This window comes from Nocardia sp. NPDC060255 (genome assembly GCF_042727395.1).
Taxonomy (GTDB): Bacteria; Actinomycetota; Actinomycetes; order Mycobacteriales; family Mycobacteriaceae; genus Nocardia.
Genome location: NZ_JBHXAU010000024.1, coordinates 44,806 through 58,581 on the forward strand (window position 1 = coordinate 44,806; position 13,776 = coordinate 58,581).

General features: G+C 66.6%; 13 protein-coding genes. 6 read left to right on the forward strand and 7 right to left on the reverse strand.

Annotation, left to right across the window (positions count from 1 at the left end):
* Positions 1 to 44: 44 nt before the first annotated feature.
* The 3 genes from ACFWF1_RS33710 to ACFWF1_RS33720 all read left to right on the forward strand — a co-directional run bounded on the left by ACFWF1_RS33710 (position 45) and on the right by ACFWF1_RS33720 (position 2,681).
* Positions 45 to 1,187, forward strand: coding sequence for an NAD(P)/FAD-dependent oxidoreductase (locus ACFWF1_RS33710; protein WP_379282381.1), 1,143 nt, complete (start codon positions 45 to 47; stop codon positions 1,185 to 1,187).
* Complete coding sequence (locus tag ACFWF1_RS33715) at positions 1,184 to 2,077, forward strand: RNA polymerase sigma-70 factor (protein WP_379282382.1); 894 nt, start codon at positions 1,184 to 1,186, stop codon at positions 2,075 to 2,077. The genes ACFWF1_RS33710 and ACFWF1_RS33715 overlap by 4 nt, the downstream gene beginning before the upstream one ends.
* Before the next feature lie 136 nt (positions 2,078 to 2,213).
* Positions 2,214 to 2,681: a flavodoxin family protein gene (locus ACFWF1_RS33720; protein ID WP_379282383.1), complete on the forward strand. Its 468-nt coding sequence runs from the start codon at positions 2,214 to 2,216 to the stop codon at positions 2,679 to 2,681.
* Between the two features lie 2 nt (positions 2,682 to 2,683).
* Here the strand turns inward: ACFWF1_RS33720 and ACFWF1_RS33725 are convergent, their stop codons facing one another.
* Positions 2,684 to 3,748 (reverse strand): serine hydrolase domain-containing protein, encoded by a 1,065-nt coding sequence (locus tag ACFWF1_RS33725; protein WP_379282384.1) that lies wholly within the window; start codon positions 3,746 to 3,748, stop codon positions 2,684 to 2,686.
* A gap of 124 nt (positions 3,749 to 3,872) precedes the next feature.
* On the opposite strand from ACFWF1_RS33725, the gene ACFWF1_RS33730 reads away from it, so the two are divergent.
* Positions 3,873 to 4,358 (forward strand): GNAT family N-acetyltransferase, encoded by a 486-nt coding sequence (locus ACFWF1_RS33730; protein ID WP_379282386.1) that lies wholly within the window; start codon positions 3,873 to 3,875, stop codon positions 4,356 to 4,358.
* 144 nt (positions 4,359 to 4,502) lie between these two features.
* Here the strand turns inward: ACFWF1_RS33730 and ACFWF1_RS33735 are convergent, their stop codons facing one another.
* Together ACFWF1_RS33735 and hspQ are read right to left on the reverse strand one after the other, a co-directional pair.
* Positions 4,503 to 4,646, reverse strand: coding sequence for a hypothetical protein (locus ACFWF1_RS33735; protein ID WP_379282387.1), 144 nt, complete (start codon positions 4,644 to 4,646; stop codon positions 4,503 to 4,505).
* Between the two features lie 139 nt (positions 4,647 to 4,785).
* Positions 4,786 to 5,013 carry a heat shock protein HspQ gene (gene hspQ / locus ACFWF1_RS33740; protein WP_379282388.1) on the reverse strand — a complete coding sequence of 76 codons (228 nt, stop codon included), beginning with the start codon at positions 5,011 to 5,013 and terminating at the stop codon, positions 4,786 to 4,788.
* A 266-nt stretch (positions 5,014 to 5,279) separates the two neighbouring features.
* On the opposite strand from hspQ, the gene ACFWF1_RS33745 reads away from it, so the two are divergent.
* Positions 5,280 to 6,050: a trans-aconitate 2-methyltransferase gene (locus tag ACFWF1_RS33745; protein ID WP_379282389.1), complete on the forward strand. Its 771-nt coding sequence runs from the start codon at positions 5,280 to 5,282 to the stop codon at positions 6,048 to 6,050.
* 53 nt (positions 6,051 to 6,103) lie between these two features.
* Here ACFWF1_RS33745 and ACFWF1_RS33750 read toward each other — a convergent pair whose 3' ends face one another.
* Entirely contained in the window at positions 6,104 to 6,748 is a 645-nt protein-coding gene (locus tag ACFWF1_RS33750) for a TetR/AcrR family transcriptional regulator (protein WP_379282390.1), read from the reverse strand.
* 67 nt (positions 6,749 to 6,815) lie between these two features.
* Between ACFWF1_RS33750 and ACFWF1_RS33755 the strand changes: the two genes are divergently transcribed.
* The gene (locus ACFWF1_RS33755) at positions 6,816 to 7,205 is read left to right on the forward strand and encodes a DUF1801 domain-containing protein (RefSeq protein WP_379282391.1); all 390 of its coding nucleotides are present in this window, start codon (positions 6,816 to 6,818) and stop codon (positions 7,203 to 7,205) included.
* A gap of 1 nt (position 7,206) precedes the next feature.
* Here ACFWF1_RS33755 and ACFWF1_RS33760 read toward each other — a convergent pair whose 3' ends face one another.
* From ACFWF1_RS33760 to ACFWF1_RS33770, 3 genes are all read right to left on the reverse strand, one after another.
* Positions 7,207 to 8,442 (reverse strand): serine hydrolase domain-containing protein, encoded by a 1,236-nt coding sequence (locus tag ACFWF1_RS33760; protein WP_379282392.1) that lies wholly within the window; start codon positions 8,440 to 8,442, stop codon positions 7,207 to 7,209.
* 638 nt (positions 8,443 to 9,080) lie between these two features.
* A complete protein-coding gene (locus ACFWF1_RS33765; RefSeq protein ID WP_379282393.1) occupies positions 9,081 to 11,675 on the reverse strand; it encodes a polynucleotide kinase-phosphatase in 2,595 nt (864 codons plus the stop codon).
* Complete coding sequence (locus ACFWF1_RS33770; RefSeq protein WP_379282394.1) at positions 11,675 to 13,711, reverse strand: 3' terminal RNA ribose 2'-O-methyltransferase Hen1; 2,037 nt, start codon at positions 13,709 to 13,711, stop codon at positions 11,675 to 11,677. Before ACFWF1_RS33770 ends, ACFWF1_RS33765 begins: the two co-directional genes overlap by 1 nt.
* Positions 13,712 to 13,776 lie beyond the last annotated feature (65 nt).

The window sequence follows — 13,776 nt, forward strand, 5'->3', positions numbered from 1 at the left end:
CGGTGTCTTCGAGATGTCGGGTCGGGCTGGACGGAGGTGGTCGCGTGGCGCACGTGGTGGTTGTCGGTGCGGGTTACGCGGGGGTTATGGCGGCGAATCGGCTTGCCGCCGTTGGGCGATCGAACGTGCGCGTGACGGTGATCAATCCTCGGCGGGAGTTCGTGGAACGGATTCGGTTGCACGAGCATGCGGCGGGTGGGGCGAGCGCGGTGCAGGAGCGAAGGGGGCTACTGCACCGCGACGTCCGCCTGCGGGTGGCGACGGTGGATGAGATCGGTGAGCGTTCGGTGCGGCTCGATGACGGTGCCGCAGTCGATTTCGACTATCTGCTGTACGCGGTGGGCAGTACGGCCGCCCAAGGCCCGCCTGGGGCCGCATTCGCGTGCGGTATCGCCGACCTGGCCGGCGCCGAGTCGTTGCGCAGGCGACTGCCTCGATTGGCGGCGGACGCGCGGGTCGTGGTGATCGGTGGCGGCTTGACCGGGATCGAGACCGCCGCCGAAATCGCCTACCGGTACCCGTCTTTGGTGGTCGAGCTGGTTTCGCAGTCGGTCGCCGGGTGGTTGCCGGAGGCGAGCCGAGCGAGTATCGAAGGCAAGCTCGCGAAAGCCGGTGTGCGGATACGTACCGGGGTGCGGGTCACCGGAATCCGGCCCGATGGCGTCGTGACCGACACCGGCCTGCTGCCCAGCGATTGCACGGTGTGGGCCGGCTCGTTCGGCGTGCCGGACCTAGCGCTGCGCAGCTGCCTGCCGGTGGCTGCCGACGGCCGGTTGCGCACCGACGATACGTTGGTGTGTGTTGATCATGGACGAATCGTCGGTGTCGGGGACGCCGTCGCACCACCTCGACATGTGGGGGAGCACTTGCGGATGAGCTGTCAGGCCGCGATACCGATGGGCGCGCACGGCGCCGACACAGTGCTCGCGTTGATCAGGGGAGAACGCCCGGAACCGCTGTCGCTCGGTATGGCCGGACAGGCGATCAGCCTCGGACGGCGTGACGGGTTCATTCAGGCCACGCACCGCGACGACAGCGCTCGCGGGTTCGTGCTGTCCGGGCGAGCGGCCGCAGTGGTCAAGGAGCGGGTGTGCCGCTTCACCATCACCTCGATGCGGTTCCCACGCGCCTACCGTTGGCTGTCCGGCCCGACTTCGACAGTGCCGAACTCGATCGCAGTCCGATGACCGCGCCCAGCGTGTTCGACCAGTTCCGGCCGCTGCTGTTCACCATCGCCTACGAGATCCTCGGCAGCGCCGCCGACGCCGAAGATGTGTTGCAGGACAGCTATCTTCGCTGGCGCGACATCGACGAGGACGAGGTCGAGCATCCCCGCGCCTACCTCGTGCAGATCGTTACCCGACAGGCGCTCAACCAGTTACGGTCCGCGCGCCGCCGCCGCGAGGACTACGTGGGCAACTGGCTGCCCGAACCGATCCGCACCGAACACGACGCCAGCCATGATGTGCTGCTGGCCGAATCGGTGTCGATGGCGATGCTGCTCGTGCTGGAGACCCTCGGCCCGACCGAGCGGGCCGTGTTCGTGCTGTCCGAGGTGTTCGGCCACAGCCTCGTCGAGATCGCCGAGATGATCGGCAAGTCCGACGCCACCGTGCGCCAGATCGCGCACCGGGCGCGCGAACACGTGCAGGCCCGCCGCAAACGCTTCCACCCCGACGCCGACACCAACCGTGCGGTGATCGGCCGTTTCCTGGTGGCCGCACGCACCGGCGAGGTGCAAAACCTGATGGACGTGCTCGCACCCGACGTCGTGCAGATCTCGGACGGCGGCGGCCGCGTCATCGTCGCGGGCCGTCCCGTCACCGGTGCCGCGCCGGTCGCCAAGTTCCTCATCGGGCTCGCCCAGAACAGCATGGCGGACATGGCCGTTGAGTTCGGCAGCTTCAATGCGCTACCCGCGCTGCTGTTCCGGTCCGGTGCGGAGGGGCATCTCGACACCGTCCTGATGATCGAAATCGACGGCGACCTCATCACCGGCCTGTACGCGGTACGCAATCCGGAAAAGCTGCGATCCGCCGACGTGCTGCGCCCTCTCGAACGGCCGCGGGACACTTGATGAAAACCGTTACCGTGCAACGTGTTATCGCTTACCGCGAAAGTGATCGAGACCACAGCCGCTCGGATGTCACGATCGCGGATCGGGCGGTGTCTCCGAGGATGACCGGATCTTCCCACCGTGAAGGAGCATCGTCATGAAGGCCATCCTCGTGTGCACCTCGGTATCCCATGGCAACACGAAGAGAATCGCCGACATCATGGGCCACGTCCTCTCGGCCCGAGTCGTCACCCCCGACCAGATCGATCCGGCCGAACTCGCCGGCTACGACCTCGTCGGCTTCGGCTCGGGAATCTTCCTGGGCGCCTTCCACGTTCAGTTGCGCGAGTTCGTCGAGTCCCTCCCGCAGGAACAGCGACGCAAGGCCTTCGTCTTCGCCACCAGTGGTTTTCCCGAGGCGCGTTTCCAGCGTTTCTCCCGACCACTGGTAAAGCTGCTGGAGCAGAAGGGTTTCGAGGTAACCGGCACCTTCTCCTGCCGCGCATTCGACACCTTCGCCCCGTTCAAGCTCGTCGGCGGCATCAAGAAGAACCGCCCCAACGGCGCCGACCTCGCGGCAGCCCGCACCTTCGCCGAACGCCTCCGAACCCACATCGCCGCCTGAATTCAGTCGGTGACCGCTTCGTACGCGGCCATCAGGACGCTGAGGGACCGGTCATAACCCGCGTCCCACAGCACCTGATTCATCACATACGACACCGTCATCCGACGCTCGAAGTCGACAAGCACCAGCGACCCGCCCCACCCACCCCACGAGGCGGTGCGATGCTCCAGGCGGTAGCCGAGGCCCCAGCGGATCGGCTGGTGCAAAATCCGGTCCACCCCGCGGAACTGCTCCTCGAAGACGCGTTCACAGCCTTCCGGCGACAGCAATCGAACCCCGCCGACGGCACCGCCACACGCCAGCACGGACTGCACCAAACCAACGGAGCGAGCATTCCCATGCCCGTTGATCGCAGGAATCTCGGCCCGCCGCCATGCCGCGGTATTGGCATCGGACACCCCTACCTCGAACCCCTCAGGCTTATCTCCCTCAGGGGCGGCGATCAGTCTCGCCACCCGCTGATCGTGCTCGGCAGCCAGCCCGATATGAAAGTCCGCACCCAGCGGCCCAGCCACTTCCTCGGCAAAAAACCTGCCAACGCTGCGCCCGCTCACCCGCGCGATAACCTCACCGACCAGGTAACCGAACGTGATCGAGTGATATCCACCCGCACTTCCCGCCTCCCACAGCGGAGCCTGCGCGGCCAGCCGCCCCGTAACCGCCGACCACGAATACAGTTCGGCCGCCGTGACCGGTTCATCCCAAACCGGCAGTCCCGCAGTATGACCCAATAGATGTCTTACCCGGACCTCCTGTTTCCCCGCAGCCGCGAACTCCGGCCAATACTCGAAAACCGGCGCATCCAAATCAAGCTCGCCCCGATCAACCAAAATCAACGCACACAACGCCACCATCGTCTTGCTCGTAGACCAAACATTGACAATCGTGTCCCGCCCCCACGCCGCACTACGTTCCGCATCGACATACCCACCCCAAATATCAACCACCGCTTCACCATCGACAAACACCGCCGCCGAGGCCCCCACATCATCCCCATCCAACGAGCCCGCCAACGCCTCTGCGACAGCACCGAACCGCCCCTCGCACCACCCGTGGATCTCCGCCATCTCCGCAACTTAGCCCGCCTCGAAACCCCCGATCCATTGGTTTTCAGGGGGATTGACGACACATGCCATCACCTCCAGCGGATTACCGATTGTGGTCACCGCCGTTGCCGGGCACCCTCGGATCGTGATCGGTGTGCGGGTGGTGCGTTCGGATGATTGGCAACTCTGGCGAGAGCTGCGGCTCGCGGCGCTTGCGGATGCTCCCTATGCGTTCGCGTCGCGGCTTGCGGAATGGAAAGGGGACGGTGATCGGGAGGGGCGTTGGCGCGCTCGGCTGAGCATCCCGGGATCGTGCAACGTGATTGCCGTATTGGATGGGCGGCCGGTCGGGATGGTGAGCGGCTTCCCCGGCCCGCAGACCGGCGTTGCTGAGCTGGGCACGCTGTGGGTCGGCCGGTCAGCGCGGGGCCAGGGGATCGGGGATTGCCTGGTGCAAGCGGTCGAGCAGTGGGCGATGCAGCTAGGAGTCGACGTTCTGCTGCTCACAGTCTCGCCCGACAATAAGCCCGCTGTTGCGCTGTACCGGCGCAATGGTTTTGACGACGCCGGATGCTCGAATGATCCCGGACGGCCGCAGAACAGGATGGCAAAGGTGTTGCGACCCAGGTAAATTGGTTCTGCCATCGTCGCGGGTAACTCCGAGCCCAGTTGGTCGGCCGATCATAAGGAACTGGTGCAGGCATCGCCCGAGGAGTGCACCTGCACCAGTTCCCGTGATCGCTTGTCCAGGTCTGGCGGCGGATATTGGTGCGGCTCAGGTGGTTTCGAGGGCGAACTTGACCTTGTCTACGGCGGTGATGGGGACGTGGCAGCCGCCGGTTTTGATCAAGGTGTCGTTGACGTAGATGTTCCAGACCTTGGTTTCGTCGGCCTGGTCGATGTCGATTTTGGTGATCACGTAGTCGTTCAGCTTCGTGTCCCACTTACCTTCGACGGTGAACCCGAACTTGTCGCCGCCGTCGACCAGGCGGTCGACCGTCCACTCCGTATTCGAGGCTGCGGCTCGGGAGGATGGAATTGGGGCGTGTTGCCGACGACTACTCGGAGTCCAGTTGGGATTCGGACAGGTAGCTGTCGACCGGCTGGCCTTGCTCGTTCTCCAAGGTCACTTTGTACCAAGGATTGGAGCGGATGGCCGGGTTGAGACTGAGGTCGTTGGCGTCGTGCGCTGTGGAATGCTCCCGATCGACAGCGACGACGACACCGTGGTGACCCATGGACACGTGGCGGACTCGATCGCCGATCGCGAATTTGGGCTCCGTCATGATTCACGCACCTTTCCGATACCGATCACTGTATCTGGCTTGCGTGCAACGACATTGATCAACTCGTACCGACCGGGCAGCAACGAAGGTCCGAGCGATACCTGCCGTGGACGCCTAACTACCCCTCCATCGAGGATAGCAAACTGGTCGGTTTCTTACCTAGCGACTGGTTTCCCGGGTGGCGTGCGTGGCACTCATCGGAGCGACCACGCCATACAGTACAATCGTACTAAGTACGCTCGTACTGTTTACGAGAAGGGTTTCGTATGTGGGATCCGAAGAAGTATCTGGACTTCGCCGATCACCGGGCACGCCCGTTCTTCGAACTGATCGGCCGGATCGATGCCGAAAAACCGCGCCGGGTAGTGGATTTGGGCTGTGGGCCGGGCAATCTCACCGGCGTGCTCGCCGAACGATGGCCGGACGCGCAACTGGACGCGCTCGACTCCTCGCCGGAGATGGTTCAGGAGGCGCAGCAGCGCGGGATCAACGCCCGAGTGCTCGACGTCAACGACTGGACGCCGGACGCCGAGACCGACGTCGTCGTCAGTAACGCTGTCCTGCAATGGGTTCCGAACCACCTGGCACTACTCGCGGACTGGCTCGACGCGCTGCCGCCGGGGGCCTGGTTCGCCATGCAGGTGCCCGGCAACTTCGACGCGCCGTCGCACCGCGAGATCCGCGCGCTGGCCACCGAGGCGCGCTGGCAGGCCGAGTTGGCCGAGATCGCCTTGCGCAGTGCCGATGCGGTGTCCACCCCCGCCGAGTACGCCACGGTTCTCGCCGTCGACAACGTCGAGGTCGACGTGTGGGAGACCACCTACCTGCAGCGGCTCTCCGGCCCGGATCCCGTGCTGGAGTGGGTAACCGGCACCGCACTGCGCCCGATCCGCGCGGCCCTGGACGACGAAGACTGGCGCGAATTCCGCACCGAGTTGGCGCCTCGCCTGCAGATGGCGTACCCGGCCAAATCCGACGGCACCACCTGGTTCCCGTTCCGCCGAATCTTCGCGGTGGCGCACAAGCCTTCGGCCTGAGGCGCCCTGCTTGCGAGCCTCGTGACGGTACTGGTGTTCCGGCTGCCCGCCGGTCAGGGCGAAGTGAGGAAGCTCTCGACGATGCGCCAGGCCCTGCGAATGGCCTCCTTGTCGTCGAGGCGCAGCGCCGTGTTGGTCGCGCAGAGCACGGCGTCGATCTGAAAGGCGGCGAGCGCCGCGTCGACCTCGGCGATTTCGGCCGAGGTCACCGCGTGCCGCAGTTCGCTCTCGAGGGTGCGCACCCACGCCTGACGGTCGCGGACCAGCGCATCGCGCACCGGACCGGGCCTGCTGTCCTGCTCCGGCATGTTCGCCATCCAGAAGCAGCCGCCGGCGAACAGGGGAGTCGCGAGGTAGCCGAGCCAGTTCTCGATCAGCGCCCGCAGTCGAGCGACACCGTGCGGTATGGGCCGGGCCGGTTCGACCACCGTGTCGACGAACAGGTCACGTGCGTAGTCGATGGTGGCCAGTTGCAGCGCTTCCTTGGTCTTGAACAGCGTCTGGATACCCGCTTTGCTCAGCCCTGCATCGGTGGCGAGCCCGCCGAAGCTCAATCCCTCCAGCCCGTTCAGCGAGGCGATATCCACCGCGTGCCGGAGCACCGTCTGCCGCGTCTTCGCCCCGCGGAGCAGGCGCTTGTCGGTGATCTCGGCGGGCTCGCGCCGGGCGAGGACCGACGCGTCGGGGGCACTTTCCATACGGTCGATCGTACTCAGGCTGGCGAGAAACGGTCATCAGACCGCTCGTTTGTGTTTGGATCGGCCCATGTCCTACGAGGCCGACCCGCGCGTCGACACCTATATCGACGCGCTGCCCGCCTGGCAGCAGACGATCTGCCAGGAGGTGCGCGAACTGGTGCACGCCGCCGACCCGGCGGTTGCCGAGACCATCAAGCGCACCGTGCAGCCGTACTTCGTGCTCGACGGCAACATCTGCGCCCTGCTCGCGGCGAAAACGCACGTCAACGTGTTCCTCTACGACGGAGCCATCGTGCCGGACCCGGAGGGCATCATCACCGCGGGCCACGACAACAAGACCGCGCGCACCGTTTCCGTCCGAGATGGCGAAAAGGTCCCCGCCGCACCACTTCTCGCGATGTTCGAGCAGATCATCGCGAACAACCGTGCCGGTGGCTGGCGCAAACTCAAACGCTGACTCAGCCGACCGCGGCGTCGAGTGAGTCCGACAGTTCGCCGGTGTCTTCCAGGCCGCGGGCAGCTCGCTGCGCGAGCATGGCCAAGATCGGCAATCGCGCGTCACCCAGTGACATCGCATGATTGCCAAGGTGATTGGTGACAAACGCGACCGACAGGCCGAGCCTGGGCATCGCGATGCCGCCGGATCCACCGATCCCGAAGTGCCCCAACGCCTGCCGCGTCAGCTTGGTGCCGACGATCCCGCGGTGATAGCCGAGGGCGAAATGCGGTGGGGCGCCGAGGACGTAGTCGAACCTGCTGCCCGGCGGCATTTCCGCGATCAATCGGGTGGTCTCCGGCCGCAGCAGGCGCCGACGGCCGATCATGCCGTCGTTGGCGATCGCGCCGTACATCTTGGCCAGCGACCGAACCGTGAAAACGCCGTTCCAGCCGGGCATCATCGTGTCGTAGGGCTGTTCGCCGAGCGTCATATCGGCCCACCCGTCGTACACCGCGCTGCGCGCCGAGTGCACCGCCTTCATCGAGGCGAACGGCGCGATCATCCGATCGAACGGCACCCGCGCGACCCCGAGTCGCGGCGAGAGCTTGGCCAGGCGATGGCGCTGATGTTGCGGGACGCCGAAATAGAAGTCGTTGTCGCCCAACGATTCCGCCAGTTCGGTACGAACCAGCTCGGTGAACGTGCGCCCGGTCGCCCGCTGGGCGATCTCCGCGACGATCGTGCCGAAGGTGAGCCCGTGATACCCGGACGCGCGCAGCCGCATCGGATCCGGGGCGGAGGCGGCGATGGCGGCGGCCAAAGCGTCGTGGTCGAGCAGATCCGCCGGGTCGTCGAGCAGCCCTCGGGTGCGCTGCAATCCGGCGCGATGGTTCAGCACGTCGCGAATGGTGATGTCTGCCTTGCCGTTCGCCGCGAACTCCGGCCAGTAGGTCGCCACCGGTGCGTCGTAGTCGAGCACGCCGCGCTCGGCCAGCCGGTGGATGACCGTGGCCGCGACACCCTTGCCGGTCGAATACGACAGCGCCATCGTGTCGGCATGCCACCGCCGGTCGTGGTCCGCCCAGCCCGCCCAGATATCCAGCACCGGCTCGCCGCGCAGGTAGACCGCGAGTGCACCACCGCCCTGCCGCTTGCGCCGGAACAACCCGAAGAACTTCGCGGCCACCAGAGTGAACCGGTCATCGATGAGCATGTACCCCGCACTGGGCGCGCTGTCCGAGCTCGCTAACGGCATGGTCAGACTCCTTTGTCCCGAACGCCAGACAAGCCGCCGCAGTAACACTTGCAAGCAGCTTGCTAACACCAACGGTAACGCGTATCAGTTACCGCATGCAATGGGTCTGAGACAGTCGCAGTCCGGGCGAGGATGCCCAAGATCTGCACTCTGTCTCGGGATCGGCACTCGGAATAGGGCCCTAAAGCAAGTGCCAATCCCGAGTGAGAGTGCGGATTCTGGGTTCGGCGTGGCGAACTGGCGGGCTGCACACCCGTTGTGTCAGCTGCACGTCCTTTGTGCTGGGTGTGCGGGTTAGACAGAGGGGGTGGGTTCAGGCGTGGGCAGTTGCAGCCTGACACGCGCGGGATGTCCGACGTCGTGCGGCCGCGAGATGCGCAGTCCCTCGCAGCTGCGGATCGCCTGGGTCCGACTCCCGACGCGAGTACCGGAAGGCGGTCTCGCGTACGTGTCACGGCGAGTTCGGCGAGGCCGGCCGACTGATGGTCGGTCCACTGGCTGGTAGCGACGATAGCCGCACGGGTGCTGATGTCCTGCACCACGACTCGACGGGTGTTTCGCGTGCGGACGTCAGATCCCGTGCGGTTGTGCGGCGTCCCGCGCCCTCTCGAAGCGTGCGCCGCGCGATTTGTGCCCGGTTACAGCCGCGGATCGACTGGTTCCGATTCCAGTGCGAGTACCGCGAAGACGGCCTCGTGTACTCGCCACAGGGTTTCGCCGGCGGCGAGTCGGTCCAGTGCTTCGAGGCCGAGGGCGTACTCGCGCAGTGCCATTGAGCGTTTGCGGCCGAGGCCGCGGGAGCGGAGGCGGTCGAGGTTGGGTTCGCGTAGGTATTCCGGGCCGTAGATGATTCGGAGGTATTCGGGGCCGCGGCATTTCACGCCGGGCTGGACCAGCCTGCCGTCGCCTGTTGCGCCCTCGGACTTCTTCGGTCCGCGGACCAGCGACTGGCGGGGCTTGACCACCATGCCCTCGCCGCCGGCTGCGGTGAGGTCGGTCCACCAGGTGGTGGCGGCCGCTGTGCTGGCCGGGTCGGTCAGGTCGACGAACATGCGGCCTGTCGGCGTGAACAGTTCAGTGTCGGCGGTAACCAGGCGGTCGATCAGCGTGAGGTGCCAATCATGCTCGCGTACCGCATAATTAGCGCCCTCACCGGCGAGGATCTGGAACGGTGCGAGCCGCAGTCCGGCCATGCCCTCGACCGGCCAGCAGTAGCGGCCGTAGGCGTCAGTGAATGCCGCGGCGTCGTCCTTGCGAGCCCCGGTGCGGTTCGCCAGATCGGCGACATCGAGTCCGCGTTCCGCCACCGCCGCCAACATCTCGGTGGTGGCACCCAGTGCGGCCCGTGCGGCAGCGCCGACGGCCGCGTACTGGTTGCGCAGCAGGCCGATCGCCTTCGCGGACCACGGCATCAGCTCGGTATCGAGCAACAGCCATTCACTGCGTAGCTCATCGAACAGCCCGGCGGTTTCCGCTGCCACCCGTACCCGGGCGAGCAGGGTCTCGGTGTGTGCGGGATCGTCGAAGAACGGGCGGCCGGTGCGGGTGTAGATCACACCGGTGCCGCCGTCGTCGACGCCGAATCGGTCCCGCGCGGCCTGCGCGGAGCGGGCAACGAGGACCACGGCCCGCGAACCCATGTGCTTCTCCTCGCACACCAGCTGGTCGACGCCCTCGGCGCGGTAGTACGCGAACGCCTCCGCCGGATGCTCCAGGTGGCCCGGCAGTTCCGAGGTCGCGCACGGCGACATCGTCGGTGGCAGGTACACCAGCCAGCGTGGGTCGATCGCGAACCGGCTCATCACTTCGAGTGCGGCGCAGGCGTTTTCCTCCTGCACGCCGACCCGACCGTGATACCGGGTTTCCACCACGCGCCGACCGATCACGTCATCCAGGTCGAGCACGCCCGGGTCCCGGTGCACGACGCCTTCGGTCGTGCTGATCGTGGTGGCCTCCAGCGGCCGCACCGGCTCATACCAAACGGACTCAGCCGCAACCGAAACCGGCTCACGCTCGGGATAACGCAGCGCCGAGAGCCTGCCGCCGAACACCACGCCGGTGTCCAGGCAGAGCGTGTTGTTCACCCACTGCAAGTCGAGCACCGGCGTGTGCCCGTACAGCACGGTGGCGCGGCCACGGTAGTCGTTAGCCCACGGGTAACGCACCGGCAGACCGTATTCGTCGGTCTCCCCGGTGGTTTCGCCGTACATGGCGAACGACCGCACCCGGCCGGACGCGCGCCCATGGAACTCTTCCTTCAGCCCTGCGTGCGCGACAACCAGCTTGCCGTCATCGAGCACGTAGTGGCTGACCAAGCCGCGGCAGAACTCGTGCGCCGCCTTCCGGAAAACCTCGTCCTCGCCGTCGAGCTGCGCCAACGACTCGGCAAGGCCGTGCGCCACCCGAACCTGCTTGCCGTCGAGCGCCCGCACGAGCTTGTTCTCGTGATTCCCGGTGACGCACAAGGCAGTTCCAGCCGCGACCATGCCCATCACCAGCCGCAGCACACCCGGCGTATCCGGCCCGCGATCGACCAGGTCGCCGACGAACACCGCGGTGCGGCCCGCCGGATGGCTCGCGCCTATCGCGCGGCCCACGTCGTCGCGGTCGATGGCATAGCCGAGTTCGCCGAGCAGCGTTTCCAACTCGCCGCGGCAGCCGTGCACGTCGCCGATCACGTCGAACGGCCCGGTGAGCTCGCGCTTGTCGTTCCATGCCTTCTCATCGACGATGGTCGCCGCCTCGATCTCCGCCACGCCACGCAGTACGTACACCTTGCGGAAGCCCTCGCGCTCCAGCCCGCGCAGGCTGCGGCGCAGCTCACGCTGCTGCCGGACCACCACGTGCGCACCGAGCGCCGCCCGGTCCGGTCGTGCCGAATTGCGCTCCAGGCACACCGAATCCGGCACGTCGAGCACGATCGCTACCGGCAGCACATCGTGCGCACGCGCCACCGCGATCAGTTCCTGCCGCGACTTGGCCTGCACGTTCGTCGCGTCGACGACCGTGCGCAGTCCGCGCCGCAGCCGAACACCCGCGATGTGGTGCAGCAGCGCGAATGCCTCGGCGGTGGCCGACTGGTCGTTCTCGTCATCGCTGACGATGCCACGGCAGGCATCCGAAGAAACCACCGCCGTCGACCGAAAGTGCTTGCGCGCGAACGTCGACTTGCCCGACCCGGTGCTGCCGATCAACACCACGAGGGACAGCTCAGGCACCGAAAGTTCCGCCATCATGCCGCCCCTTCCCTTGTCGAAGTCGCCCTGACCTCGGTGTTGTTGAACTCGTTCTTCGTGAATACCGCCATTTGCGTAGGTGCCCCGAACTCCGCATCCGGCTCACCGATCGGCACGAACCGCACCGTATACCCGTACCGTGCCGCCACTCCGTCGGCCCACGCCGCGAATTCCGCTCTGGTCCACTCGAATCGGTGATCGACATGGCGAAACGTCCCGGCCGCCAACGTCTCGTAGCGCACATTGAACTCCGCGTTAGGCGTGGTGACGAGCACCGCTCCCGGCGCCGCACCCGCGAACACCGAGTGCTCCAGCGCACCGAGACGCGGCAGATCCACATGCTCGATCACCTCCATCAGCACCGCCGCGTCATAACCACGCAACCGGGCATCGGTGTAGGTGAGCGCCCCCTGCCGCAGAGTCAGCCGCTGCGCCACCCGCTCAGGCAGCCGCTCGAGCCGCAACTTGCGCTCGGCGATATGCAACGCCCGCATCGACACATCCACGCCAACAATCTCGGTGAATGCCTTGTCCGACAGCAACTCCCGCAACAACGTCCCCTCCCCGCAACCGAGATCGAGCACCCGCCTGGCGCCGACCTCATGCAGCGCAGCGCGTACTGCAGCACGCCGCGCAACCGCCAAAGGTGTTGGACTCCGCGATGTTTCGGATTCGCCGCGCTCCTCGATTACCGTCGCGCTGGGGCCATCGGCCATAGGCCTGCCGCCGCTGTCGGTCGCCGTCGCGTTACCGCCGCCGGTTGCTGCCGTGTTGACTCCGTCGCCCACTGTCGCGCTGTTGCCGTCGGTTGTGGTTGTGCCACTGCCGGTCTCGGACGCCCTGCCGCTGTTGGCCGCCGTTTCGGTGCGGGCGTCGGTCGCGTTGCCGCTGTCGGTCGCCCTCGCGTTACCGCCGCTGGTCGCCGCCGTGTCGGCTCCGTCGCCCACCGTCGCGCTGTCGCTGTCGCTGTCGGTCGCGGTCGTGGTGTCGGCCACCGCCACGTTGCCGCTGTCGGTCACCACTATGCTGTCGGCGTCGGTTGCTGTCGCGTTGAACCCGTCGCTCACCGCGTCGTCCAGGACTCTGATCTCCTCGTCGCGCGAGCTGTTCACCGAGGTGGCGATGCCGACCACCGCCGCGTACCCGGAATCCGCGGTGCCCGAATCGCGCTTAAGGGAAGCCGCTTGGTTTGTCGCGGAACGTGTTTCGGCGGAACCGGCCCCGTTCGAGTCGGCCTCGTCGTCGACCTCCTCCACCGCGTCCAACGCCTCCGGCTCCACCTCTTCCAGCTCGGCCAACCGAGCCAACGCGGTACGCACCAGCGACTGACGGCGCGCCAAGTAGCGCCGCGTGATCCACCCGCGCTCCGGGTGCTCGGCCAACCACCCGCCACCGGCCCGGATCAGCTTGTCCACCTCGTCCGCCGCGAGCCAGTAGTGCTTGGCTCCGTCCAGTACCGGCAGCAGCACGTAGAGGTGCGAGAGCGCGTCGGACAACCGGACGGTCCCGGACAACTCGACCCGCAGGTAATGCGAATCACCCCACTCCGGAAACGCCGGATCCAACGGCAGGGGAGTGGCCGTCACCGCCCAGCCGAGCGGCGCGAACATCCGCCCGGCGACCTCCGCCCCGCCGCGACACGGCACCGCGGGCAGCTCGATCCGCAACGGCAGCGCCGTCTCGACCAGCTCCGGCCGCAGCGTGCAGCGCCCGTGCAGCGCGGTGCGGAACACCGCGCCGATCGCCACCGACAGCAGCGACGACGCCGCGTACGGCCGATCGTTGACGTACTGTCCGAGACTGAAATCCGGTGTCCCGCGCGAACGTCCACGCACCAACCGGATCGGATCGATCTCCAGCATCAGCGCTGCGGTGCATCGCGCGGCCGTCGCCTCCGGGTACACGACATGTGCCGTGCCGTAGGACTGCTCGAACGCTTGCACCCGGTCGGGGTTCTTGTGCAGCAAGAACCCCAGGTCGGTCGCCGGCCATGCGGCGCCCTCCGGTGGTGTGCAAGTGATCGTCAGTAGCATCTAGCGATCGTCGCTTACCCGCCTTAACCTGCGCAAGGAAGTTTCAACCCACCGAACCGGGTGGA

What these genes read in the sequence shown, in the direction of transcription:
- ACFWF1_RS33715 (WP_379282382.1), top strand. Translation starts at nt 1,184, where the DNA reads ATGACCGCGCCCAGCGTGTTCGACCAGTTCCGGCCGCTGCTGTTCACC.
- ACFWF1_RS33720 (WP_379282383.1), top strand. Translation starts at nt 2,214, where the DNA reads ATGAAGGCCATCCTCGTGTGCACCTCGGTATCCCATGGCAACACGAAG.
- ACFWF1_RS33725 (WP_379282384.1), bottom strand. Translation starts at nt 3,748, where the DNA reads ATGGCGGAGATCCACGGGTGGTGCGAGGGGCGGTTCGGTGCTGTCGCA.
- hspQ (WP_379282388.1), bottom strand. Translation starts at nt 5,013, where the DNA reads ATGACGGAGCCCAAATTCGCGATCGGCGATCGAGTCCGCCACGTGTCC.
- ACFWF1_RS33745 (WP_379282389.1), top strand. Translation starts at nt 5,280, where the DNA reads ATGTGGGATCCGAAGAAGTATCTGGACTTCGCCGATCACCGGGCACGC.
- ACFWF1_RS33750 (WP_379282390.1), bottom strand. Translation starts at nt 6,748, where the DNA reads ATGGAAAGTGCCCCCGACGCGTCGGTCCTCGCCCGGCGCGAGCCCGCC.
- ACFWF1_RS33755 (WP_379282391.1), top strand. Translation starts at nt 6,816, where the DNA reads ATGTCCTACGAGGCCGACCCGCGCGTCGACACCTATATCGACGCGCTG.
- ACFWF1_RS33760 (WP_379282392.1), bottom strand. Translation starts at nt 8,442, where the DNA reads ATGCCGTTAGCGAGCTCGGACAGCGCGCCCAGTGCGGGGTACATGCTC.
- ACFWF1_RS33765 (WP_379282393.1), bottom strand. Translation starts at nt 11,675, where the DNA reads ATGGCGGAACTTTCGGTGCCTGAGCTGTCCCTCGTGGTGTTGATCGGC.
- ACFWF1_RS33770 (WP_379282394.1), bottom strand. Translation starts at nt 13,711, where the DNA reads ATGCTACTGACGATCACTTGCACACCACCGGAGGGCGCCGCATGGCCG.